Source organism: Bacillus sp. JJ664 (assembly GCF_036962205.1).
Taxonomy (GTDB): domain Bacteria; phylum Bacillota; class Bacilli; order Bacillales; family Bacillaceae_G; genus Gottfriedia.
In genome coordinates, this window is record NZ_JBALMS010000051.1 from 140,420 (window position 1) to 166,891 (window position 26,472).

A 26,472-nucleotide genomic window follows, 5' to 3' on the forward strand; every position below is an offset into this window, starting at 1 on the left:
ATAAAAAATGGATATGCTAAAAGAAGATAAATTCAAAAAAGAGTGGGTTAGGTTCCCCACTACTTTAATTGAATATTATCTTCTTTTCTTTTTCGGATCATTCGTGAAGGTTGGTTTCTTAATAACTTCTAATTCGACTAATACATTAACATGTTTATCATTTATAGGCTGAACACTTAATATAGTTCCTTTTCTACCCTTAATAACAACAGGATCGCCCTCTGATGGGGCATTATTACGCAGTTGATTTAATAATTCAACGTTTTTATCATAAAAATGAACTACGATCATCGGAAGTCAACTCCTCAAATCAAATTTATCTTTATAAAATATTTATCTTTCAGTAATTTAAGAACAACATTTTATCTTACTTCTGATTTTAGAATTAGTTATATTAGAAGGTCTAAAAATCTGTCTGTATCAATCGGTTTATTTTTGTAAAATTCTTATAAATCACTATCTATTTTTAGTTTTTTTTAATACAATTTAAGAAAATACGCTTATTATGTGGGGATATCAATGCTAAAAAAAACTTTATGTATCATCGCAATTAGTACACTTTTATTTGGTTGTCAGCACGAAGGGAAATCTGTAAAGACAGTAAAAAATGAAGGTAATAAAGAAGAACCAAAAAACGAAGAAGTTATTGATAAGGAAGAAATTGATACGATTTTTGCTCCTTTAAATGGATTGCCAATTAGTCAGGCTAGTGAACAAAGGCCGGTAGCTGTTATGGTAAATAATTTTCACTTAGCTAGACCACAGAGCGGTCTAGGTAAAGCAGATCTTATTTATGAAGTTTTGGCTGAAGGTGATATCACGAGATTTTTAGCTGTATTTCAAAGTAATATACCAGTTAAAATTGGTCCAGTTCGTAGTGCAAGAGATTATTATATTGATTTAGCAAACGGTTATCACGCATTATTTATTTGTCATGGTAATAGTCCGAAAGCGAAAGAAATGATGGACGCTGGATTAATTGATTCTTTAAATGGCTTAATTTATGATGGGACTTTATTTAAAAGAGATCCAAGCAGGAAAGCACCACATAACTCCTATATTTTAAAAGAAGGAATTGAAAAGGGTGTTGAAAAAAGAAACTATTCATTTGCTGAAAAAGTAACACCACTTGATTTCACACAAGAGCCAGTCGTTTTTGATAGTTCATGGAATAGTGTAAATGAAGTTTTTATTAAGTACTCTTATAATCCGGATAATAATGTAACATATAAATTTACAGAAGCGAATAAACATTTCCAACGATATCAAGATGGTGTAGTTGCCAAGGATGCACTTGATGGGAAGCAACTACAAATTAAAAATATTTTAATTGTAGAATCAACACACAAATTCATTGATAAATATGGACGTCGTTCAGTTGACTTGAAAAGTGGAGGAAAAGGCTACTATTTAGTTGATGGGAAATATAAAAATATTCAATGGAAAAATGTTGATGGCCGAATTATTCCATTTACATTAGAAGGAACAGAAATAGAATTTTCTCCAGGTCAAACGTGGATTAATTTCGTCCCTTCTTTAAGTACAGTGACAATTAAATAAAAAGTAATAGTTAAAAGAGCAGATAATTCGTTATTTGCTCTTTTTTAATGCATTGAAACATTCATTACATTTATATTTCAATCATATTAATTAAACTTATTCTTAGTTGTTTATATGCTACAATAATTTTGGAATTTCATATATATAGATTAATAGAAAGAAACTAGGAAAAGATAGTTTCATAGGAAGAGGCGAGGAAAAGGTTTGAAGAGATTATTTACTTTTAGCTTAATTTTATCAATTATTTTTTCTCAATTTCCATTTCATTCTGAAGCTAACGCTGCAGAGATGGAACCACTAATTTCAGTTAAGTTAGTTAATTATTTAGGAAACAAAAATGAAGTGACAGTGAACTCGTCAGACAGCTATGCAGTAAAAAATTCAAGTATTAGATTACAACCGAATACTGAATACAAAATTAAAATAGCGTCTAGTGGAGTAGCCCTTTATTTAGGGGATGAATTGCTTGGGAATTTTACAAGCATAGATTTAGTACCTTATCAATATGAATCTCCATTACTTATTAATGGAAGAAGTTATTTAGGAAATTTTTCATTTGTTAATGAAAACAATTATGTTCGTCCTATTAATACTTTACCAATGGAAGATTATCTGAAAGGTGTCGTGCCATTTGAGATGCCTGCTTCATGGAATCTAGAAGCATTAAAGGCTCAAACTATCTCTGCAAGAACATATGCAATGAGACAAGTTAATTCAAACAAAGTGATTAACGACACGATTAGCTACCAAGTTTATGGTGGATATACTTGGAATGAAAATAGTTCAAAAGCTGTTGATCAGACTTTTAGTCGAGTACTAAAATATAATAATTCGTTAATCGATGCAGTATTTTCATCGAGTAATGGAGGAAAAACTGAATCAAATGAAAATGCATGGGGAAGCTCACCGTTACCATATTTTCCAATTAAAAATGATCCATATGATAGTGCTACACCATGGGCAATAGCGCTATACAAAACACAGATTGATTTAACAGGCAAGGATTTAAAAGATTCAAATTCATGGTGGAATACAATTAGTGAACGAGATGAACAGATCACAACTAATATTAAAACATGGATGAAATCAAATGGTTATTCAGGAAAGACAATTAAAATTGTCAAAATACCTAAATTAACTTTAACGAATCCATCATCTGGTGGTAGAGTCACAAAAGGTAATTTAAGTGTGGATTTCATTGCAAAAGATGAATTAGACACAAATGGCAACATTAAAATTCAACAATTAAGTTTAACAGATGTTGCTGCTTCTAAAATTAGAGCTGCAATCGGATTAAGCTACATCAAAAGTTATTTAATGACTGATATGAATGAATCATCTAGTTCAATCTCCATTAAAGGTAAAGGTTACGGTCATGGGGTTGGATTAAGTCAGTACGGTGCTAAACAAATGGGTGAATTGGGTAAAAGTTATTCGGAAATCGTAAGCTTCTATTATCCAGGCACAACTCTTTCATCACAGTATAGTACAAAACAACCTCGTACTGGGTTCAAAGTGACAGCACCAAAAGTTAGCGGTGTTAGTAATCTTGATCAACAATTAACTGGAACGTCTGAGCCAGGTGCAGTTATAAAAGTGAGTGCTAACGGAAATCAAATTGGCACAACTGAAGTAGCATCAGATGGTAAATTTTTAATGAATATCCCAGTGCAAAAAGCTGGAACAAGCCTATCAATTACAGCAACATTCAATGGGATTATTAGTAATCCTACAGTGATTAAAGTTGTTGATAAAATAGCACCAGCTACACCAGTTGTTAATATGATTAATAATAATTCAGCTTATATCACAGGTAAAAGCGAAGCATATGCGACAGTTACGGCGAAAATTGGTACACATACGTATACTGGCAGAGCTTATTCAAATGGAAATTATAAAATTAACATTCCAGTTACAAATGCTGGAACATCAATCTCGATTTCGGCAAAAGATAGTTCTGGAAATAGCAGTGCTGCAGTTACAAAAAGTGTGACAAGAGTCGGACCAAACTTACCAAAAGTAAATGCAGTTTATACGACTTCAACACTTGTCCAAGGAACAGCTGAAAAATATTTGACGATTCAAGTGAAAATCGGAAGTAAGGTTTATAAAACTAAGTCTTATAGTACTGGCGTATATAAACTAGTGATTCCAAAACAAAAAGCTGGAACGAAAGTGTCTGTAAATGCAATTGATTCTAAAGGGAATATAAGTGCAACAAAAACAGTTTCAGTCGTAGCGAGATAATCGTAAAAGGATAGGCTCAATCAGAGAACTCTGGTTGATCTATCCTTTTTTTATGATGAGATAAAGGAATTTCTCACCAATATCATGAATGGTAATTGTATACGATGTTAGGAGGAATGTTTTTGTTATCAGATATGGAGCTTTTAGAATGTCATGTTCGAGTTTTATATAAACACAATGAGTTCAACCAAATAACACATATAAATGAACTACCTTATGACACTGCGCCAATGATTTATATTGGCACTTCAAAGGACGGTAAAATAGTTAGATATTCTAATGATTTAGATGGAAATTTGGTAAATGTTTTAGATCAGTCGATCCAATCAAATTCGAATATGGAACTAGCAGAAATCATTAATATTTTAAGTAAACATAAACAACTAAGCAGTGTGTGGATTGGACCAGCGTATGTATTTCCGAAATTAATAGAGCAAAAATCATCAACAACTGTTATTCAGATTAATGATTCAAACAAGGAGTTGTTAAAGGAGAATTTTCCTTATACATATGAAGAATTTGAATATAAACAGCCATGTTATGCAATCGTCCAAGATGATATGGCCGTTTCGATTTGTTGTAGTGCCAGACAAACCTCGATGGCTGCAGAAGCGAGTTTATATACACTTGAAGAGTTTCGTGGAAAAGGGTTCGGATTAGAAGTTTCGAATGCTTGGGCTATGGACATACAAAGTCAAGGACGTATCGCATTATATAGTACGTCATGGGATAATTTTTCATCACAATCTATAGCAAAAAAACTAAAATTAATACAGTATGGAACTGACATCAACTTTAGTTAAATTTATATGAATATCCAAAATGCTTTTTAGTATTTTGGATTATTTGTCGTTAATTTCAGATAGTAAAAATGTACATTCTTTTAGATAAAATTGACAGACTCCTTATACATTGAGGAAATTATGCACCTAAAAAACAATCAAGTCTCGGATGTATGTCTACTACAGAGTGCTTGGATTCCGTGTATCAAAAGGTTTTTAATAAATTTAATAGGTATTTTTACACAATATACTTCAGAGGAACAAAGTTTGATTCGATATAAAACATATCAATTCTACTTGAACAATTCTGGAGAAAGAAGTTGGAAATAAAGGAGAAATCACATCTCTATTGAATTTTTTAATGTAGAAATTTGTTGGAATAATCCGATAGACAATAGTACAAATTCACTACACTATTATTTATCATCGAAAAGGGAGTTTGAGATGAGGAAAGCTGAAGAATCTACATATAAAGAAACTGAACTATTAAGTCTGTTAGAAGCGTTTAAACAATTGAATTCAAATATTGAAATTAATGAAGTCTTTCAAGATATTATACTCCAAATGGTTAATTTAGTTGATGCAGAAGCAGGAACTTTATGGGTTGTTAATGATGAAGAACAAATGATAGAAGCATGTGCAGTCTACGGATCGAATTCTTCAAACATCATTAATATAAAGTTGAAATTAAATGAAGGTATTGTAGGGAAAGTTATTTCTACTAGTGAACCACATTTAATTGAGAATGTAATGGAAGATGCATCTTGGGCGACTAGAGTTGATCAACAAAGTGGCTTTACAACAAAATCGATGATGACAGTACCATTAATAGCAAAAGAAAAAGTGATCGGAGCTCTACAATTATTAAATAAGAAAAATAATTTGCTTTTTACAAGAGATGATCTGAAACTTTCAGTATTATTGGCGAATCAAGCAGCACTAGCATTACATAATAGTCAAATTTATGATGAACTAGCTAGGATAAATTTAAATGTTATTCGTACACTTGCAAAGGTTTTAGATGCGAGAGATCCTTATACTTCTGGCCATTCAGAGAGAGTAGCAAAGTATTCTCGTTGGATTGCAGAAAACATGGGAATGGATGCTAAGACGATTGAAGAATTATATAAAGCTGCTTTATTACACGATATTGGTAAAATTGGAATTCCTGATGAAATCTTGAGAAAAACGAGTAGATTAACCAATGAAGAGTATATCGTCATTAAAACACATCCAATCATTGGTGCAGAGATACTATCAGAAATAAATTCAAAAGGTAAGATAACAAGTTTAATAGAAACTGCAAAATTTCACCATGAAAGATTAGATGGTAGTGGCTATCCAAATAGATTAATTGGAGACGAAATTCCGCTTTTCGCTAAAATCGTTGGTGTAGCAGATACCTTTGATGCGATGACAACAGACCGACCTTACCATAAAGGTTTATCATTTGAGGAAGGCATTATTGAGCTAGAACGATGTAAAGATACATTATTTGATGATCATATTGTTCACTCTTTTATTAAATCTTTAAAAGAAAGAAAGTATGTAAATAGAGAACAAAGTAAATCAAATGAGGTACAGTCAAATGAATCAGTTTGAATTTTTGTTAATAGGTCATCTAATTGGTGATTTTTTATTTCAAACAAACTGGATGGCTAGAAATAAATCGACCAAATGGTTTCCACTGCTAACACATGTATCAGTTTATACATCTGTAGTAGTCATAATAGGATGGATTTCAGGAGGTTTGTCAATTCCAGCAATTTTAATGATATATATTGGACATATATTTTTAGATCGTCAGAGATTCGTGGCTTTTTGGGTGAGAACGATTCAAATGGCTGACGATAAAAATAAAGGCTGGTTAACAATCGTAGCAGACCAAATTTTTCATATCATCATACTAGCATTTGCAGTTTGTATATCCTAGGGGGGGAATAAATGCGATTTTCAGCAAAGAAATATGTACTTGAACGGGAATATCCTTTAAATAGGAAAGCCGTTTGGCAATTACTAAGTGACACAGACCGACTGAATAGATTGATTGGTTTGTTTTCAGTAAAGTTTTCAACAGCTAAAAATAGTGAAGGATCGATTTTTTATAGAGAAGCGTTAGCAAAAGTTGCCGGTATTGTTCCAATCTTTTGGAAAGAATATCCTTTTGAGTGGAATGAATATGAAGATTACATGGTTGAAAGACAATATGAAGGTGGACCTTTAAAAAGTTTCATTGGGGGCATTGAATTAGAGGATGCAAAAATGAAACTACCTGATGGAACTGTTGGTACAAAGGTTCGTTTATTTGCTGAGTTCACTCCACGTAATATTCTTGGAGTGCTAGCCATTCCAATAACAGGTTTAAAGTCGATGAAAAATACAATTAACTATTTAGATTCAATTGTAAAATCTGTAGAAAACAAAAGTCCATCTACCGTAAAAATTAAACGAAATACTAATGTAAGTGAATTAAACAGATTAGAAAAAAAGTTAAAAGAAACGCCAATTCATATAGAGTATATTAATCATCTGCATGATTTATTAGTGTATGGAGATGAAAGTGATGTTGCAAAAATCAATCCTAAAAGCGTAGCAAAGGAATGGAATGCAGATCCACATGAAGTGCTACGTTTATTTTTATATGCAACCAAAATAGGCATATTAAATTTAGATTGGAACTTGATTTGTCCAAATTGTCGTGTATCAAAAGTGAATTACACAACTTTATCACAGTTAGAGGAAGCATTTCATTGTGACTTATGTGGGATAACTTACAATGCAAGTTTTGGTAAATACGTAGAACTAAACTTTGCAGTACATCCATCAATACGTCGTGCTTTTGATCAGAGTTATTGTGTTAGTGGTCCGATGATTACCCCACATGTAAAAATACAACAAATCGTAAAGCGTGGAGAATCACGCAAGTTAGATATATCTGATCCATCCGGAATGAGATTACGCGTTTTGCAAGCAAATCATATTGTTACATTGAACATTAGCGATAAATTAGTACATCCTAATCAATCGATATCTTATACAAATGAAGGTTGGGAGACGACCCAGATTGAAATGGCAAAAAACACAACAGTTCTTATAACTAACAATAGTTCAAGTGATAAGTTATTTGTATTTGAAAAAGCGGAGTGGAGCAAGGAAGTAATCACCGCAGCGCAGGTCACTTCGATGCAAGAATTTAGAGACCTATTTTCAGAAGAAATACTGTCCCCTGGTCAAAGAGTGGGTATAGAAAATGTAACAATTTTATTTAGTGATTTACAAGGGTCTACTTCACTATACGAATCTTTAGGTGACGCTAATGCTTATAGCCAAGTAAGAGAACATTTTGACTATTTATCAAAATGGATCAAAAAAAATTCGGGAAGTGTAGTAAAAACAATTGGAGATGCAGTAATGGCGATATTCTATGTGCCAGAGGATGGTGTAAATGCGGCACTTCAAATCCAAAAACATATATCTGAATTAAGGGAAAATGGCAAGGAACATATTACACTAAAAATAGGATTATATAGCGGTCCAGCAATAGCGGTTAATTCGAATGATCGCTTAGATTATTTTGGTAGAACAGTTAATATTGCTGCTAGAATTCAAGGTCAAAGTATCGGTAACGATATAGTACTTAGCAAGGAATACTTCGAGAATAAAAAAATAATTGAACTTCTAAATGATCAAAGCATTGAGATACAAGACTTCAAAGCAAACCTAAAAGGGATAGAAGAAAACATCGATTTAGTAAAAATAAAGCTACATTAATTAATTTTGCCAAATAGGACTGTTTACAGTCCTATTTTATTAATATATAACTGATTGCAACAATAGAGAGAAGCAACCAACTTAGATTTTAGGATGCTTTTTTGTTCTATTCAGTACATGGTAAAATTGACCAGTAAAATATTCGATGATACGATTAAATGTGGCAACTATTCATTAGTATACGAAAGGGAAGGGAGGCAAAGCTATGGTGAAAAATCAAAGTATTACAGAAACAAATCAAGCATTAGGAGATTTAAAAGCTGATTGTGAGAAGTGCTTTGGTCTATGTTGTGTGGCACTTCCCTTCGCGGCTTCAGCAGACTTTGCGCTAGATAAAGAAGCAGGAAGTCCTTGTATCAATTTACAATCTGATTTTCGTTGTGGCGTGCATAACAATTTAAGACAGATTGGCTTTCAAGGATGTACAGTTTTTGATTGCTTTGGTGCCGGTCAAAAGGTATCACAGTATACCTACAATGGAAAAGACTGGAGATCGAGACCTGAATCTGCAAAGGAAATGTTTGACGTTTTTCCAATAATGCGTCAACTACAAGAAATGCTTTGGTATTTAAATGAGGCACTAACATTAAATCTAAATTCAAATATTCATTCTGAGATACAATGTGCTTTGGATGAAACTGAACGACTTACTTATTTGCCTTCTGATTCACTGCTTGATTTAGATGTTGCAGCACATCGAGCGTATGTAAATGACTTACTTTTGCAAACTAGTGAACTTGTAAGATCTGAAGTAATTCATCTTCAAGGAAACAGTAAGAAACGTCATAAAAACATTGGTCGAGGAGCAGATTTAATTGGAGCGAATTTAAAAGAAGCTAATCTTAGAGGAGCCAACTTAAGGGGTGCTTATCTAATAGCAGCAAATTTAAGAGGAGCGGATTTGCGAAAAGCAGATTTAATTGGGGCCGATTTTCGCGATGCTGATATATGTGGAGCAGATTTAACAGATAGTATATTCCTAACGCAAGCACAGTTAAACGCAACCAAAGGGGACATCCATACGAAAATAACGATAAGATTAAATCGTCCATCACATTGGACAAAATAATTCATGAATGTAAAAGAGACAAGCATTTAAAATGCGAGTCTCTTTTTTGATGCTGAATAGATAGTAAAATATCGATCTATAAATAATTATTTCTAAAATTGGTTAATGATTTTACATAATTCTACTAAACCGATTGATAATTCATCCTCGCTAACGAGTGAGTAGCTAATTCGAAATGATGGTTCATTCGTTTTATTGTTATAACATGCAACGCCTGGTAAAAAAGAGATGTCTTTCTCATTGGCTTTTTTTAGTAAATCAAATATATCTATAGCTGGTTCATTAAATGATAACCACAAATTAAATCCGCCGTTAGGAATTTGAAACTGTAAGCGACTTGTTTCACTTGAAAGGATGTCGACAGTTGTATCACGTCTGAGCTGTAATGCAATCCTTAATTTTTCAACATGATTTCTCATTCGGTCTGTCCGTAGAAATGGAAGAATAGCTTTTTGAGTCAGTAAAGGACTACCGACATCCATTGATGCTTTTACAGCAAATAACCAATCAAAAATCGGACCATTTGCTAGCATTGCAGCAATTCGAACTCCTGGTGCCAAAGTTTTACTAAAACCTTTAATGTAGATAACATGATGATTACGATCATAATACTTAATTGGATACTGTTTTACCGACTGTTCAAAATAAATGTCACCAAATGAATCATCTTCCAAAATAAAAAAATTGTATCGTTCGGCAAGGTCAATTAATTCTTTACGACGGTCACTACTCATAGATACTCCAGTCGGATTTTGAAATGATGGATTCACATATAATAATTTAGGTTTAAATTTATGAAACACTTCTTCTATCAAATCAGACCTGATGCCCTCATTATCCATTTCTATAGGGATAATGTGTATATCTTTATTAATAAATACATCTAATGCTCCACCATAGCAAGGACTTTCAACAATAACTGAATCTCCAGGCTTCAATACAGCCTGAGCTACTAAATCAATGCCTTGTTGGACGCCACTTGTAATAATGATATTATCATGGGTCGAACGAATTTTTTGAAACTCCAATAAATGTTTTGAAATTTCGATTCTTAGCTCCTCATCACCTTGAACAGAACCATATGTCGTCAAGATAGAAGCATCTTCTTTTAATAATTTTTGTGTTTCTTCTGCTAAAAATTTATTTGGAAGAAGTCGTGGATAAACTACTGCCTTCGAAAAATTATAAGTAACGGATTCTTTATTCATTAAATACTGGGAACGTACAACATTAATACCAAGTGTCTGTTGCCAATTAGAGTGGTCTTTTTTTTCTTGTGATCGATTCGATTTTTTTAATACAAAAACACCTTTTCCAGGCTTAACCCAAACTAACCCATTTTTCTCAAGCCATTTGTATGCTTTTCTAATGGTTAATACACTGATCGATAATTCGTCTGCTAAAATTCGTAATGAAGGTAATTGTTCATTTTCTAAAAGAAGACCACTATGAATGCGTTGAGCTATTTGATTACTAATTTGGAGATAAAATGGAATTGTAGATTGTTTATGAATATGAATTTTCATACACTCACCATATGCTTTTTGATTTAACGTTAGTTAAAAAAAGGATAATAGTCAATCAAAAATATTCAACTGTTATATAGTCTCCTATACTGTTATACACCTAACTTCATATAATACGTTTAACGAAGGAGTGATAAAGTGATCATTATTAATTATATTCTTATTTGTGTAATCTTTGGAACGACATTTCTAGCAATAAAGTTTGGGATTGTATCTGGTGTACCGCCATTATTTTCAGCAGGATTAAGATTCTCTTTAGCTGGTATTCTAGTTATTTCATACTTTTTAAGTAAAGGACAAAAAGTATCTTCCTTTATTTTTTCAAAGAGAATTATGTTTATCGGATTTTGTTTAACTTTCATGACGTTTTCAACTCTGTACTGGGCAGAACAGTACATAACTTCAGGGTTAGCAGCTGTTCTTTCAGCAACTGGTCCGATGATGATTTTATTAATGCAACTGAAACGAAATAATAAAAGAATTGAAAAGAAGCAGCTTATTGCATTATTAATGGCATTTTCAGGTGTTATATGTGTTTGTTTACCAGGAATGAGTCAGCATGTGACTTATTTATGGATAGCAGCCTGTTTAGCGGTTTTAATCGGTGAAGTATTCTATGGATTTGGTTCAGTCAATTCAAAGGAATTTTTGACAGATTTTGAAAAAGTCTCTCCATTTTTAATAAATGCTGTACAAATGCTATATGGTGGCTTATTTCTTCTTATTATTTCGATACTGTTTGAAAAACCGTCCGTTCAAACTTTATATTCATGGGATGCAGTATGGCCAATCTTATATTTAGTCTTTGTCGGTTCAATTGGAGGACACGGATTATACACATGGCTATTATCAAAAACAAATCCTGTATTTCCTTCAACATGGCTTTACGTATCACCACTCATTGCAAGCGTATTAGGATATTTCGTAATGGATGAACCAATCAAAGCAATCATGGCAATTGGTGGAGTTCTGATATTAGTCGGGGTGTTTATCGCAAATTGGTCTACTTTTGCCTTATATAGAAGACAGGGTAGTTACTTTAAAAAACAAATAAAAGAACAAAATGAAGAAATCATATAAATATGATTTCTTTTTTTATTATTAGAGATTAAGGGAAAACTAAAAATTAATCGAAAAATGATGTTTTATGCCGCAAATATGCTTTACTAACATACCTGCGCTCTTATAAAATATATAAGTTATGACATTAAAATTGATTATTTTTCCAATTGTTATATGACTTTAATCATTAAATAGTAACTCTAGTTAAGAAATAGGAGGGGTGTTGCTTTACGAACTAGATTTGCTAATCTTAAAAATAAATAAAAAGGTAAAGCATCTATCATGAAACATTCTAAATTGAATTTTAGTAATATCATCATTTCGTTATTCTTTTTTGGGATTCTATTCGGTAGTTTCTTTTTAACAATGGTACTACCTGATCGAAAGGTTTCTGTCATTGAAAATAGAAGCTTAGCAACAAAACCAGTATTAACTGGCGAATCTTTTAAGAGCGGAAAATACTTTGATGAATATGAAACGTATCATAGTGATCAATACCCATTAAGAAATAAAATGCTAGAAATCAACGGTATATTTAAATATAAGATGATTGATCAAAAAATTGCTGAGATTGGTCCAAAGAAATATTATCGTTCAAATAATGGCTTTATCATTCAACAAAATTCAAATCAAAATCCTACTACTTTAGTAAACGAGGTAAAGGGATTAACTAGTGAACTATCTAAAAAGAATATTCCAGTTTTTTATAGCATTATCCCACATAAGTCTGTATTTTTTGAATCGGAGTTACCTACATATCTACCTAGCTATGGAAAGGAAAGTGTTAAGAAATTACGAGATGGTTTAGAAACGGTACCTTCATTACATTTGGTGGATGTTGAAAAAGAACTTCGTAAACAGCCGAAAGAAGAGATCTATTTTAAAACGGATCATCATTGGAATACGAATGGTGCATTCATTGGTTATCAAAAAATAGTTTCGGAATTGAATAAGACCTTACCGGAAATTGGTGAGCCAATTTCAAAGGATACATTTAAATTTGAAAAAAAAGGATTAGCATTTAATGGGTCATATGCACGATCAACGACATTATCATTTGTCACGGAATCTGATCAAATGATCGTTCCAACAAACGATATCATCTCGCCAACCGTAAAAGCGTGTATAGATAAAGATAACAAATGTGATGATCCTGTATTTTTCACTGAGAAGTTAACTGAAGTTAATCCATATACAGATCGTTTTGTTTATTTCGGATTAAATCAAGCGTTAATACGATACAAAAACTCAGATCCTATTTCTCAAAAAAAGTTAGTCATTTTAAAGGATTCATATGCAAAACCGATTATCCCATTTTTAACAAAACATTTTAAAGAAGTAGATGTACTTGATACACGATATTTCGGAGAAGATGCAAATTTTAAAAATAGTTCGGCTGTTAAGTTTATAGAAGATGAGAAGCCCGATGCTGTTATTTTTATCACGAATACGACTGCAGTAGAAAAAAATATTACGGAATATATACAGTAATCGATTCTGTTTTGGAAAGGATTAAAAGGGAATGGTTTTTAGTTCGACGGTATTTATGTTTTGGTTTTTACCAATCGTTTTATTTGTTTATTTTATAATCCCACGTTCTATTAAGAACTTATGGTTACTAGTAGCTAGTTTGTTCTTCTATGCATGGGGAGAGCCTACTTATGTATGGTTAATGATTTTCTCCATTATTATGAACTACTTCTTTGGATTAGCAGTTGATAAAAATAGAGAGAAAAAAGCTAAGATTAAATGGATTATGGTTGCGATGGTATGTAGCAATCTATTTATTCTAGGAATTTTTAAATATACGAATTTCATCGCAGAGAATATAGAAAAGCTAACAGGATTAACAATTGATGTGCCGGTTATTCCTTTACCAATTGGTATTTCATTCTTTACATTCCATGCACTTAGTTATGTAATTGATGTATATCGTGGTGAGAGAAAAGTACAAAAGAATCCGTTAAATTTAGCACTGTATATTACGATGTTCCCGCAATTAGTTGCTGGACCTATTGTAAGATATCAAACCGTTGCAAATGAATTAAATAAACGGTCAGAAAGTTTAGAGTTAATTTTCTATGGGATTAAGCGTTTTATCATCGGACTAGCGAAAAAAATGCTTCTAGCTAACAATTTTGGCTTAATTGCAGACCAAATTTTTGCTCAGTCTCCAGATCAAATGACAACAGGTATGGCATGGATTGGAATTTTGTCCTATTCATTACAAATTTTCTTCGATTTTGCAGGTTACTCAGACATGGCAATCGGGTTAGGAAAAATGTTTGGTTTCCACTTCCTAGAGAACTTTAATTATCCATATATTTCTCGTTCGGTAGCAGAGTTCTGGAGAAGATGGCATATTTCTTTAGGTACTTGGTTTAGAGATTATTTATATATTCCATTAGGTGGAAATAGAGGGTCAAATTACGAGACATATCGAAATCTATTTATTGTTTGGTTAGCTACAGGAATTTGGCATGGGGCAAGTTGGACCTTTATTGCATGGGGATTATATTATGGATTTTGGATTGCAGTTGAACGTGCGGGATTTGGTAAGTTAATTAGTGCTTTACCTAAAATTATACAGCATGCTTATGCTTTACTTATCGTGATAGTAGGTTGGGTATTTTTCCGATCTGAAACTTTCACATATGCATTTGATTATATAAAAACGATGTTCGCTTTCAATGGAACAGGTCTTTGGAATGCATCAAATAATTTCTATGTATCTGAATATGGCATTTTATTTATCATTGCAGTCATTGCAGCAACGCCGATCGGTAAAATTGTTGCCCATAAAATAGGGGATTGGTTAATTTCAAAAAATAAAATAACATATTTTGGTTTCCAACTTGGGGAAGCAGGATGGTATTGCTTACTACTATTAATTTCATTATCATATGTTGTAGCTAGTACATTTAATCCGTTTATCTATTTCAAGTTTTAATAAATTGGAAGAGACTATGTGAAGGAGTTTTAAAACATTCCAACACATAGTCTCTTTTTTATGACCGTTTTTGTAAATTTTGCGGATGCTATGTGTAGTACGATATGCTACTCCAATTTAAAACTACTAATATTAAAAATCTTTTAGAAAAGTCATTGTATTTTCTCATGAGTTAAAGATTCTATCATATAATGATAGTAGAGAGTATCCAAGTCCAAAAAAAGGAGATAAATATATGTGGCTAATCCTTTTTGTATTAACGTATTTTATTCTATATTCTGGAGCTAAAAAAGAAATAAAAGCAAGCTCGGAATCACTAGCACTCCATATTTTTGGATATTATTTTTTAAGTGTTATTAACTTTTCAATCAATCAATTTCCAATTCCACTTGGCTTTATTATTGCGATGTTTTTGGTCAATCGTACTTCTGTAAGTAATAAAGATGTAAAAAAAGTTTCATGTTATGTCGGTTTAATTTTATGGTTTATTGGTATTTTTTTATAATGTGAAAAATCGTAACCCTGTGATTTCGATCACAGGGTTTTCTTTATTGATTAATGCTCATTCTTACGATAAGTAATGTGATTCCCAACGGAAGGCGATACAATGAGTGTATCTTTATGACTTTTAAGTTTGAAAGGACCGAATGGGTAAAAATAAGGCTCTTCAAAAGAACGAATGCTACATAGGTGGAGTAAAATCAAAAGAGAAACAAGGGTAATACCATATAAGCCTAAATAAGCCCCTGCTAATAATAATAAATACTTTAATAATCGTATGCTGATGGCCATGCTGTAGTTAGGTATAACAAAATTTGCAATGGCCGTTACTGAAATGAGAATGGTCATTGAAGGTGATATAAAACCTGCTTCGACTGCTGCTTGTCCAATTATCAGTGCACCGACTACTGAAACCGCGTTACCAATTGCTCTTGCTTGCTTAATGATATGGAAAGATCACTTTGAAATGGTATATCTGGGTTAGCAATTGCATTTTTAGTTGCATTAAATGTAAACAATGGTTCCACCCCGATAATGTTTAAGAAAGTCGTAAATAATTATTCTGTCTTAAATATCAAAAATTATTAGGTACTTTGATGAATACAAATTAAATGAAGTTTCGAAAAGAGTTGATTTATTCTAAATATCAATAAATTGAATAAATATAGAGGTAAAAGATGATATTTGAAAGGGATGATGTATATTAACCCTTTGTTTCTTTCAAGTGAACAAATGCTCTCTATCATTCGAGATGGATTAATAAAAACGGCAGCTTTAAAGAATATAATGATTATTGGTGCCGGTATGGCAGGTTTGGTTGCAGGCTCATTACTAAAAGATGCTGGCCATAAAATTACAATTATTGAGGCAAATGACCGAATCGGTGGAAGAATATTAACAAAAAGATATCCTTTTTTTAATAATCAGTACTTAGAATTAGGAGCAATGAGAATACCTTCTATTCATCATCTAACACTTGAATATATTCATAAGTTTAAATTACCATTAAATGAATTTATCAATAGTACACCAAATGATCTGATCTATGTTAATAATGTTTTTACAACTTTAAAAGATTATACGCAAAATCCAGATATATTAAAGTTTCCTGTTGCGCCCAATGAAAAAGGTAAAACAGCTGAAGAGTTATTACAACTTGCTTTGGGACCTATATTAGAATTTATCAATCAAGATCCTGTTCGTAATTTAGAAATTGTGATTGAAAAGTACGATCAATACTCTATGGACTACTTTTTGCGATATAATCCAGTCGGAGTATCATTATCTACAGGTGCAATTGATTTGATCAAAGCAATAATAGGTATAGAAGGTTTTCCAGAATTATCGTTTACATCAATTCTCATGGAAATTAATGTGCTATTTTCAAAGGGTCTAAAATTATATGAAATTACTGGAGGGACTGATTTACTACCGAGTGCGTTTTTGCCGCAATTAAAAAATGATATTATACTAAATCAAAAACTAACGAAAATTGTTCAAAATGATCAGAATGTGGCACTGTACACTGAGCACACCAAGGCCTTAACAAAACACCGTGTTACTTGTGACTTAGTTATTTGTACAATACCTTTTACTGTTTTGAATTTCGTTGAAATCTACCCAAATGAATCCATTTCTTACGCTAAATGGAAAGCGATAAGGGAGTTACATTATACAGATTCAGTGAAAACAGGTTTACAGTTCAGGACGAGATTTTGGGAAAAGTTAGGTTTTTTTGGAGGGAAAATTACGACGGATCTTCCAATTAAGTTTTCCTACTTACCTAGCCACGAGCTGGGAATGAACACAACGGGCGTTGTTCTTGCAAGTTATACTTGGGGGGATGATGCATTTATATGGAACAGTTTGACTGAAACTCAACGAATAAGGGCTGCTTTAAATAATCTGGCAAGGATATATGGAGATATCGTCTATAAAGAATTTCTGATAGGTTCCTCAATTAGTTGGGCAAATAACCCATATTCAGGTGGTGCTTTTGTCATATTTAAACCCGAGCAACAAAGGGATTTTGGTAAAGATATAGGTAAACCTGAAGGACGAATTCATTTCGCAGGAGAGCATACTTCAAGTGCTACAGCATGGATTCAAGGTGCAATCGAGTCAGGAATTCGTGTAGCATTTGAAATTAATCAATCGATAAGATAAAAACTCTGCCTTCTATTCATTGGTAGAGTTTTTTTATTCTACATAATCTCTTACTAAACTTTTAGAGTGAAGATTGTATAGTTTAATAGATATTCATGATTCCTTGTGACAGAAGTACTATATTATAAAAGATTTTCAAATTTTAATAGTCAAGTGTCACTTATATTTTTTTACAATTTTCGTTAAAATGTTGTACTTTTAGTCAAATTGTTACTTAATTGTTAATATATTAGATGTTATACTTATACAGAGAACTCAATAGTAAGGGGTTTAGTAATGAATAAAAAATCAACAAGAAAACTTTCAAGTTTTGTACTAGCTACTTCAATTGCGGCTAGTAGTCTATTTATCTCATCTCCTCATGTAAATAAAAGTTATGCAGCTACTAATCAAGTTGGTCAAATCAATACCTCGACCGCAATTCCAGTTTTATTTACAGGAAATGTAACAGCGACAAAACTTAATGTTCGTACAAGTCCTGTTACCACAAGTAAAATTTTTGTAACACTTAGTAAGGGAGCAAAGGTATCAATAGTTGAAACAAGTGGTCCATGGTATAAAATTAAGACAAGCCAGGGGTATGGCTGGGTTATGTCGAATTATGTGAACCAAGCCTTAACGTTGCCAGTTTTATTTACAGGAAATGTAACAGCAACAAAGATTAATGTTAGAACTAGTCCAGAAAATACTAGTAAAATTTTTGTAACCCTTAGTAAAGGTTCGAAAATATCAATCGTCGAGAAAAACAGTCTTTGGTACAAAATTAAAACTAGTAAGGGCTACGGCTGGGTCATGTCAAAGTATGTGAGTCAGACAAATACACAAATATTACCTGTAATCGATACAGGTACAATTACAGCAACAAAAATTAACGTCAGAAAAGAGCCCAAAAATACTAGTAGTGTATTTGTTACTTTAAGTAAGGGTGGAACAGTATCAATTGTTGAGAAAATCAACTTATGGTATAAAATCAAAACAAGTAAGGGTTACGGTTGGGTAATGTCAAACTACGTTAAAACGACTAATTCAACTACACCACCAACTGATGGTGAAGGCCCAACAACTCCAACTACCCCAACAATTCCAATTAAAGACAAGTTTGGTAAAGTAACTGCATCTTCGTTAAATGTAAGAAAAGGTCCAGGTACTGAATATGCAACAATTAAAGCATTGTCGAGTGGTACAATTGTAGAGCTAAAAGGTGAAAACAATGGTTGGTATCAAATTGTTATTGGATCAATTACTGGTTGGGTGAGTAAATCTTACATCAAAATAGTTGATCAGCAAGATGCCGAACTTGGAGACTTTACGCTTGTCATTGATCCAGGACATGGAGGATCTGACCCTGGAACATCTTTTAAAACAAGTAGTGGTGTAACATTAAAAGAAAGTGTAATCGTTTTAAGTGTATCAAAATATTTAAAAACATATTTAAATAACTTACCGATTAACTCTTACTTCACACGTGAGACAGATGTATATCCAACATTAACACAGCGTGTTTCTTTTGCAGAGTCTAAAAAAGCAGATGCATTTATTAGTATTCATATTAATTCAACCCCTTCACATACAGGTGATGGTACGGAGACATATTACTATGGGGAAGCTGCAGCAAAGGCAACAGCTGCAAGTAGAGCGAAACTAGAAGATAGTATGGCATTTGCAGACTTTGTGCAAAAGAGATTAGTTGAAAAACTTAAACTAGATGATCGTGGTACAAAAAGTGGTAATTTTCATGTGATACGTGAATCTTCAATGGCTTCAATTTTGACAGAATTAGGTTTTGTTGATAACCCTAAGGATAATGTAAAATTAGCTAGTGCATCTTGGCAAAAAGAGGCAGCAAAAGGCATCTATCTAGGTATTCTTGATTATTTAGCATACCAAGGTTACAACGTAGATTCGTATTATCTATAAGTAAAAATGAACTCGTTCTATTTTATTAGAACGAGTTTTTTTATCTCTACATTTCCATAACTGGAATGGTTTGATTCTTAATTGTATAAAATAAATCCAAAAATGAATTATAAAGCAGATCATGAACCGTTATGATACAATGAAAAAGCTTAAAATGAGTAAATAAAAGTAAAAATAATATAATGAATATAGATATTAAAGAAAGCTAGGTAAACGATAATGAATAAATTTTCTAAGCTAGGTCTAAGTGAAGAATTAACGGAGTATTTGACAGAGTTAGGTATAAATGAACCGACTCCAATTCAAGAACAAGCGATTCCCATTGTATTTGAAGGAAAGGATTTAATTGGACAGGCTCAAACAGGAACGGGTAAAACTTTTGCTTTTTTATTTCCAATATTAGAGAAAATAAATTTAGAATTACCACATACCCAAGCGCTAGTCGTAGCACCAACAAGAGAGTTAGCGATTCAAATTACAGCAGAAGCAAGAAGAATTGTAAGTGAGGATTTTGGTGTTTTAGCTGTTTATGGTGGTCAAGACGTTGAACAGCAAGCAAGGAAGCTTAAAGGTGGAGCACATTTAATTATCGCAACCCCTGGTAGACTGTTAGATCATTTAAGAAGAGGCACGATCAACTTAAGTAAAATTGATTTCTTAGTGCTTGATGAAGCGGATCAAATGCTACATATTGGTTTTCTACACGAAGTAGAAGATATTATTAATCAAACCCCATCATCAAGACAGACTTTATTATTTTCAGCAACAATGCCAGATCAAATTCAATCACTAGCTAAGCGCTATATGAAAAAGCCTGAAATCATTCGTATTAAGGCAAAGCGAATTACTTTGGATGAAATTGAGCAAGTTGTATATGAAACGACTGACCGTGGAAAGTTTAATGCACTACTAAAACAATTAAATGAAACAGTACCTTTTCTTGCAATCATTTTCTGTAGAACGAAGAGAAGAGCAAATAAATTAAATGAGCAGTTAAAAGGAAAAGGACTATTATCCGAAGAACTTCATGGGGACCTAACACAAGGAAAACGAGAGAAAGTAATGAAGCTATTCCGTGAAGCGAAAATTCAATATCTTGTTGCAACAGACGTAGCTGCAAGGGGAATTGATGTTGAAGGTGTAACTCACGTATTTAACTATGATATTCCAATGGATACTGAAAGCTATGTTCACCGTATCGGAAGAACTGGTCGAGCAGGGGAAACAGGAATTGCAATTACATTTATTACTCCAAAAGACTTCCATGAGATGAAATCAATAGAGAAAGAGCTTAATCTTCAAATTAAACATATAAATTTAGTTGAAAAAGACGATTCAAGACAACGAACTGATCGAACGTATCGTGAGGATTCAAGAGCTCCTCGAACAGTAAAACGTCCAGGTAGAGAATCAAGAACGAATACAAATGAATCTCAGAAGAAACGAAATGAGGAGTCAAAACAACCGGGAACACGTACAAGAAATGAATCAAGAAGAGGGAAAAATGAACAGTCTTCAGATCAAACTCGCTCAAGAGCTACTGATTCAAAAAGAAAAATAGATGTAACTTCAAAAAAGCAGTCTTTTTCAAAAACTAGTAGTAGTAAACAAGATAGAACGAGTCAACAAAGAGATCAAAGGAATGGCCGTAGTAATAAAGTTAAGTCTAAAAGAGCACCTAGATAACTAGGTGTTTTTCTTCTTGATTGACATATGATAAGGAAGAATTGAAAATAATGTTTATATGATTATAAAGAAATTAAGGTGATCTAATGAGCCAACATGGATTTGATGAAAAAAAAGAAATAAAACATATGGAAGAGTTAATGGTATTAATAGAAGATGCAAAAGAATTTATCCCATATGGCAAAGTTGCAAACTACATTCCTGCGCTTGCTAAGGCGAATAAAAAAGATTTAGCAGTAGCTGTGTTTTTACCAGATGGACGACACTTTGAAGCTGGTAATACAAGTACTCGATTTACTTTACAGAGTATATCTAAAGTCATTTCATTAGCTTTAGTATTAATGGATCGTGGAGAAGATTATGTATTTGAGCGTGTAGGAATGGAGCCAACAGGTGACCCATTTAATTCAATCGCAAAATTAGAAGTGCGTTCAGCTGGTAAACCTCTAAATCCAATGATCAATGCTGGTGCCCTTGCTGTTACAAGTATGATTAAAGGGCATAGCGTTAAAGACAGATTTAATCGGTTACTCGATTTTATGAGAATATTAACGGATAACAAAGAGTTATCATACTCCAAAGAGGTAGCAATATCTGAGTTCGAAACCGCTCACTTAAATAGATCCCTAAGTTACTTTATGAAGGAGCACGGGATTATTACAGAAGATGTTGAGTTATTATTAGATTTATATACTAGACAATGTTCGATAGAAGTAAATTGTGTTGAATTGGCAAGGATTGGACTAATCTTTGCGCTAGATGGTTATGATCCAGTTTCAAAGACACAAATTATGCCTGAAAAAATAGCGAAAATCTGTAATACATTTATGGTTACATGTGGAATGTATAATGCATCGGGTGCATTTGCTATAAAAGTAGGTATTCCAGCTAAAAGCGGCGTTTCAGGTGGCGTGATGGGGGCGGTTCCGCGACGCTTTGGAATTGGTGTTTATGGCCCATCACTTGATGAAATTGGAAATAGTATTGCTGGTATTAAATTATTAGAGTTACTTGCGCAGAAGTATAATTTAAGTATTTTTTAAAAGCTGCTATCTTAAATATTATAGGTATTTAAGAATGCGTTAGTTGATTACAACTCCAGGATGATCCCTTTCCGTGGGGCTAGAGCTGAGCCTCCTAAAAAACTAAAAAAGGAAGGCATGCTAAAACAAACCACGACGTCCTTTCGTAACGCATGCATGACCCACATCCTGTGGGGTCTCAGCCTTTCCGCATATCCCATAGGAGTCCTGCACCTTCCGTTGTAATTAACTTCTTTCTTAGAGGACAAAAAAGCTACAAGCTTTTAGAAAATAACCTTTTCAAAAGCTTCTTATATATTGTTACTATTTAAGAATGCGTTAGTTTAATGTTTAATTAAATCCCAAAAGCAACAATCCTTTAGAATAAAGCCTATAAATAAAAAAAGTATGTAGACAAAGTACATATAAAAGTTTTCTTCGAGTGATGTAAACGATCTAAGGGATGTAGGGTATACATCCCTTTATCATCATTTAAGAAAGCTTCTCTTCAGTGTTTTCTTTAGCATTTCTTTGTTTTTCTTCTTCAACTAATTGTCTTCTTAAAATCTTTCCAATTGCAGTCTTTGGAAGTTCTTTTCTAAACTCATATTGTCTTGGAACTTTATATGCAGCCAAGTATTTACGCGAAAATTCATCTAACTCACTTTCTGTAACTGTCTTACCCTCTTTTAAAACAATAAATGCTTTAACAGTCTCACCTCGGTATGGGTCTGGGACGCCAATTACAACAGTTTCTTGGACTGCTTCATGTTCGTATAAAACTTCTTCCACATCTCTTGGATATACATTAAATCCACCTGCAATAATCATGTCTTTTTTGCGATCAACGATATAGAAGAATCCCTCTTCATCCATATAGCCTAAATCGCCAGTATATAACCATCCGTCTTTTAAGGTTGCAGCTGTTTCCTCAGGTCTATTCCAATACCCCTTCATTACTTGAGGACCGGAAACAATTAATTCACCAATTTCACGAACAGGTAATTCTTCTCCTGTTTCCATAGATACGATCTTGGCATCAGTGCTTGGCCAAGGAACTCCAATACTACCTGAAACTCGTCTATCCCATAAAAAATTACTATGAGTAACTGGAGAAGCTTCTGATAATCCGTAACCTTCTACGAGTTTTCCACCAGTAACTTTTTCAAATTGTTCCTGCACTTCTACAGGTAATGCTGCCGACCCACTTAAACATGAATGGATACATGAAATATCAGATTTTGCTAGATCAGGATGATTTAATAATGCAATATACATTGTAGGTGCACCTGGAAACAATGTTGGACGATATTTCTTAATTGCTTCTAACATGAGTGATGCGTCGAATCTTGGTATAATGATCATTTCATAAGCACACATAATTGATAAATTCATACAAGCCGTCATCCCGTAAACGTGGAAAAATGGCAATACAGTAAGGATTTTTTCTTCCCCTTTGCGACTCTTATATAACCACTTTTCTGACATTAACGTGTTCGAGGCTAAGTTTTTATGCGATAACATAACACCTTTGGGAAAACCAGTCGTACCACCTGTATATTGAAGAATTGCTACATCATCTACACTACTATTTGTTAGTTCCATTTCGACAGGTGCAGATATTTTCATAATATAATTAAATTGATGGATTGATGGATCTGTTGGCATTTCAGGTGCTTTTGGTTGCTTTGAAAGTGGGTATAATACTTTTTTTATGATTGGTAAATAATCTCTAACTGAAGTTACAAAGATGTGTTTAAGTTTCGTATTATTTTTGACAGAATGGACTCTATTAATCAATAAATCTAAGCAAATGATAGCTGTAGCACCACTATCATTCATTTGATATTCAAGTTCACGTTCAGTATAAAGTGGATTCGTTTGTACAATAATGGCATCTGCAAACAAAATTCCGTAATATGCAATTACCGCCTGTGGGCTATTTGGTAGCATAATTGCTACCCGATCACCTTTTTTAATTCCTAAATTCCTCAAATAATTAGCAAATCTAAGAGATTGCACATAAATTTCTTTAAATGTCATCTCTTTTCCTAGGAAGTTAAGCGCTTTCTTATTCGGGTATTCAGTGGCTGTCTTTTTTAAATATATAGGAAGAAGTTCAAAATCATTTTCTAATGTAGTAGGTATCTGCTCTGGATATTGACTCACCCAAGGTTTTACTTTTAGTTCCTCCATACCATTCACCACCAGTATTTTATAGTAGGTTCATACTAAAATTAGTATATGATACTTATTATCCCTATACAATCAAAATATTAAGAAAATTTAATCTTTTCAATTCTACCTTATTAGTTTATTCATATTTAAGACAGGCTCCTATACGATTTCACTAATCAATTGATTATTATCATATGTAAAATGTTTAGGTAGATCTGTACGATTAATGATCAATCCAAAATTGTATTGTTCTACGTCTTCAATTTTGATTGCTTTCATTTTCACATCTGGACCAAATGATTGTACAAGTTTAAAAATAAAAGAATACTGTGAATCTAAATCAGTGGTAGCCAAATGAAAAATACCCGTCAAATCATTTTCGATAATTGAACGGATTTGTTTAGCGATTCTCTGATCTGATGCGTGGTTTAAATAAATGTTTTCATATGCTTCTACTTCAAGTTGATTAGCAATTTTATTCTTGATCTCATTTAATCTTGGTGAATTTTTTCCCCAAACCATTGGTAACCTCAGAATTACACCCTGCTGACCTAACTCGCTTTGTATTAATTTTTCACATTGAATTTTAAATTGACCATAATCTGATGTAGCTAAAGGCGAGTCGTTTTCGTCATGATGCTTTGAAATATCTCCATCAAATACATTTGTCGTGGAACAAAATAATAGCTTTGTTTTTGTGGATTTAATGTTTTGAATGATTTGGTTGTGTACTTCTAGCTGTATGTCAAAATCGCCTCTTAAGCATGAAATAATAATATGAGGTTTAATTTCAGCAATCCAATCTAATATTCTCTTACTATCTGTAATATTCCATTGAAGCTGATGGTCACCTTTTATGCTTAATTTTGTTTGATGATATGTACCATAAACATCGAAACTAGACGATAATTCTGTCAATAATGCTTTCCCTACTAGCCCGCTTGCACCTAAAACTAATATTTTCATTGTTCTCTCCCCTTTTTACAAAATATTTTATGAACATATGTTATATTGAATGTAACACAAAGTATCTAACTATTTAAAAAATATTTTAGAATTGTAGATTACAAGCTTTTCATTTGTAAAGGAGTGCAAACCATATGAAGACGAAAGTTCTATTAAATAACCGAATTGTCGATTTAAAGTCTGCAAATGTAAATATTTTAGATCGCGGTTATCAGTTTGGTGATGGGGTTTATGAAGTAGTTCGTTTTTACGATCAAGCTTATTTTGAATTAGAAGCTCATTTAATCCGCTTGAAAGAAAGCTGTGAAAAAATCAATATACCTTTCAAAATGCATTTAAAGAAGCTTGAAAGTGATCTAGTCTATTTAATGAACACATGTGATTACAGTACTGGTTATGTATATATACAGATTACTAGAGGTGTAATGGACAGAAATCATATATACCGAGACCAGCCTGATTTAAAACCTCAATTAGTTGCTTATACCGTTAAGGAGGAAAAGCGCCCATTAAAACTAATGGAACAGGGAATTCCAGTGCATGTAACAGATGATATAAGATGGTTACTTTGCGATATTAAAAGCTTAAACTTATTAGGTAGTGTACTTGCTAAAAATAAAGCTCAAGAAAAAGGAGCAAAAGAAGCAGTATTGCATAGAGATGGAATCATCACTGAAGGCTCTTCGACAAATGTATTTATCGTAAAAGATGGAACTATATATACTCATCCGGCAAACAACTTAATCTTAAATGGAATAACTAGAAGAGTTATCATAGATATTGCTAAAAAAGAAGGCATTCCAATTAAAGAATCAGCATTTACAATAGACGAATTCCTACATGCTGATGAAGCATTTACATCTTCAACGACAGCAGAAATTATGCCAATCGTATCAGTTTTACTTGATGAAAAAACATATGCTTTAGGGACTGGAAAACGTGGTGTGATCACTCAAAAAATACAAGACGCATATTCAGATTTAATTGACAAGATTCCTCAAAATCAATCAACATTATGAAAATAAACGACTGTCTTTTTCTAGACAGTCGTTTTTATGTGGAAGTTGAA

General features: G+C 32.8%; 22 protein-coding genes. 17 read left to right on the forward strand and 5 right to left on the reverse strand.

Translation table 11 applies throughout. From position 1 onward, the window contains the following. Positions 1-75 precede the first annotated feature (75 nt). A complete protein-coding gene (locus V7056_RS09875; protein ID WP_192603928.1) occupies positions 76-291 on the reverse strand; it encodes a hypothetical protein in 216 nt (71 codons plus the stop codon). A 228-nt stretch (positions 292-519) separates the two neighbouring features. Between V7056_RS09875 and V7056_RS09880 the strand changes: the two genes are divergently transcribed. The 7 genes from V7056_RS09880 to V7056_RS09910 all read left to right on the forward strand — a co-directional run bounded on the left by V7056_RS09880 (position 520) and on the right by V7056_RS09910 (position 9,429). Then, complete coding sequence (locus tag V7056_RS09880; RefSeq protein ID WP_499701498.1) at positions 520-1,560, forward strand: DUF3048 domain-containing protein; 1,041 nt, start codon at positions 520-522, stop codon at positions 1,558-1,560. A gap of 204 nt (positions 1,561-1,764) precedes the next feature. Beyond that, positions 1,765-3,807, forward strand: a complete 2,043-nt coding sequence (locus tag V7056_RS09885; RefSeq protein WP_499701499.1) for a SpoIID/LytB domain-containing protein — start codon at positions 1,765-1,767, stop codon at positions 3,805-3,807. Between the two features lie 116 nt (positions 3,808-3,923). Beyond that, positions 3,924-4,610 carry a GNAT family N-acetyltransferase gene (locus V7056_RS09890; protein WP_499701500.1) on the forward strand — a complete coding sequence of 229 codons (687 nt, stop codon included), beginning with the start codon at positions 3,924-3,926 and terminating at the stop codon, positions 4,608-4,610. Between the two features lie 423 nt (positions 4,611-5,033). After that, the gene (locus V7056_RS09895; RefSeq protein WP_499701501.1) at positions 5,034-6,191 is read left to right on the forward strand and encodes an HD domain-containing phosphohydrolase; all 1,158 of its coding nucleotides are present in this window, start codon (positions 5,034-5,036) and stop codon (positions 6,189-6,191) included. After that, a complete protein-coding gene (locus V7056_RS09900) occupies positions 6,178-6,522 on the forward strand; it encodes a DUF3307 domain-containing protein (protein ID WP_499701503.1) in 345 nt (114 codons plus the stop codon). Before V7056_RS09895 ends, V7056_RS09900 begins: the two co-directional genes overlap by 14 nt. 11 nt (positions 6,523-6,533) lie before the next feature. Then, a complete protein-coding gene (locus V7056_RS09905) occupies positions 6,534-8,360 on the forward strand; it encodes an adenylate/guanylate cyclase domain-containing protein (protein ID WP_499701504.1) in 1,827 nt (608 codons plus the stop codon). A gap of 205 nt (positions 8,361-8,565) precedes the next feature. Further along, positions 8,566-9,429, forward strand: a complete 864-nt coding sequence (locus V7056_RS09910) for a pentapeptide repeat-containing protein (RefSeq protein ID WP_499701505.1) — start codon at positions 8,566-8,568, stop codon at positions 9,427-9,429. Between the two features lie 92 nt (positions 9,430-9,521). Here V7056_RS09910 and pdxR read toward each other — a convergent pair whose 3' ends face one another. Further along, the gene (gene pdxR / locus V7056_RS09915) at positions 9,522-10,955 is read right to left on the reverse strand and encodes a MocR-like pyridoxine biosynthesis transcription factor PdxR (RefSeq protein WP_499701506.1); all 1,434 of its coding nucleotides are present in this window, start codon (positions 10,953-10,955) and stop codon (positions 9,522-9,524) included. Between the two features lie 138 nt (positions 10,956-11,093). Here pdxR and V7056_RS09920 point away from each other — a divergent pair, with 138 nt between their 5' ends. From V7056_RS09920 to V7056_RS09935, 4 genes are all read left to right on the forward strand, one after another. Beyond that, positions 11,094-12,035, forward strand: a complete 942-nt coding sequence (locus V7056_RS09920; RefSeq protein WP_499701507.1) for a DMT family transporter — start codon at positions 11,094-11,096, stop codon at positions 12,033-12,035. Positions 12,036-12,299: 264 nt separating this feature from the next. Beyond that, positions 12,300-13,508, forward strand: coding sequence for a DHHW family protein (locus V7056_RS09925; protein ID WP_499701508.1), 1,209 nt, complete (start codon positions 12,300-12,302; stop codon positions 13,506-13,508). Positions 13,509-13,539: 31 nt separating this feature from the next. Continuing rightward, positions 13,540-14,967: an MBOAT family O-acyltransferase gene (locus V7056_RS09930; RefSeq protein WP_499701509.1), complete on the forward strand. Its 1,428-nt coding sequence runs from the start codon at positions 13,540-13,542 to the stop codon at positions 14,965-14,967. Positions 14,968-15,202: 235 nt separating this feature from the next. Beyond that, entirely contained in the window at positions 15,203-15,472 is a 270-nt protein-coding gene (locus tag V7056_RS09935) for a hypothetical protein (protein ID WP_499701511.1), read from the forward strand. Between the two features lie 50 nt (positions 15,473-15,522). On the opposite strand, the gene V7056_RS09940 is transcribed toward V7056_RS09935, so the two are convergent. Next, positions 15,523-15,864, reverse strand: a complete 342-nt coding sequence (locus tag V7056_RS09940) for a spore germination protein (RefSeq protein WP_499701579.1) — start codon at positions 15,862-15,864, stop codon at positions 15,523-15,525. Here V7056_RS09940 and V7056_RS09945 point away from each other — a divergent pair. From V7056_RS09945 to glsA, 5 genes are all read left to right on the forward strand, one after another. Continuing rightward, entirely contained in the window at positions 15,788-15,952 is a 165-nt protein-coding gene (locus V7056_RS09945) for a hypothetical protein (protein WP_499701513.1), read from the forward strand. The genes V7056_RS09940 and V7056_RS09945 overlap by 77 nt on opposite strands. Before the next feature lie 209 nt (positions 15,953-16,161). Continuing rightward, positions 16,162-17,634: a flavin monoamine oxidase family protein gene (locus tag V7056_RS09950; RefSeq protein ID WP_499701580.1), complete on the forward strand. Its 1,473-nt coding sequence runs from the start codon at positions 16,162-16,164 to the stop codon at positions 17,632-17,634. Positions 17,635-17,910: 276 nt separating this feature from the next. Continuing rightward, positions 17,911-19,551 carry an N-acetylmuramoyl-L-alanine amidase family protein gene (locus tag V7056_RS09955; RefSeq protein WP_499701515.1) on the forward strand — a complete coding sequence of 547 codons (1,641 nt, stop codon included), beginning with the start codon at positions 17,911-17,913 and terminating at the stop codon, positions 19,549-19,551. 219 nt (positions 19,552-19,770) lie between these two features. Next, entirely contained in the window at positions 19,771-21,237 is a 1,467-nt protein-coding gene (locus tag V7056_RS09960) for a DEAD/DEAH box helicase (protein WP_499701517.1), read from the forward strand. Positions 21,238-21,365: 128 nt separating this feature from the next. Further along, positions 21,366-22,280 carry a glutaminase A gene (gene glsA / locus V7056_RS09965; RefSeq protein WP_499701581.1) on the forward strand — a complete coding sequence of 305 codons (915 nt, stop codon included), beginning with the start codon at positions 21,366-21,368 and terminating at the stop codon, positions 22,278-22,280. Positions 22,281-22,751: 471 nt separating this feature from the next. Here glsA and V7056_RS09970 read toward each other — a convergent pair whose 3' ends face one another. Beyond that, positions 22,752-24,455: a long-chain-fatty-acid--CoA ligase gene (locus V7056_RS09970; RefSeq protein WP_499701519.1), complete on the reverse strand. Its 1,704-nt coding sequence runs from the start codon at positions 24,453-24,455 to the stop codon at positions 22,752-22,754. 141 nt (positions 24,456-24,596) lie between these two features. Then, complete coding sequence (locus V7056_RS09975; RefSeq protein WP_499701521.1) at positions 24,597-25,403, reverse strand: sugar nucleotide-binding protein; 807 nt, start codon at positions 25,401-25,403, stop codon at positions 24,597-24,599. Between the two features lie 134 nt (positions 25,404-25,537). Here V7056_RS09975 and dat point away from each other — a divergent pair, with 134 nt between their 5' ends. Beyond that, positions 25,538-26,422: a D-amino-acid transaminase gene (gene dat / locus V7056_RS09980; protein ID WP_499701523.1), complete on the forward strand. Its 885-nt coding sequence runs from the start codon at positions 25,538-25,540 to the stop codon at positions 26,420-26,422. Positions 26,423-26,472 lie beyond the last annotated feature (50 nt).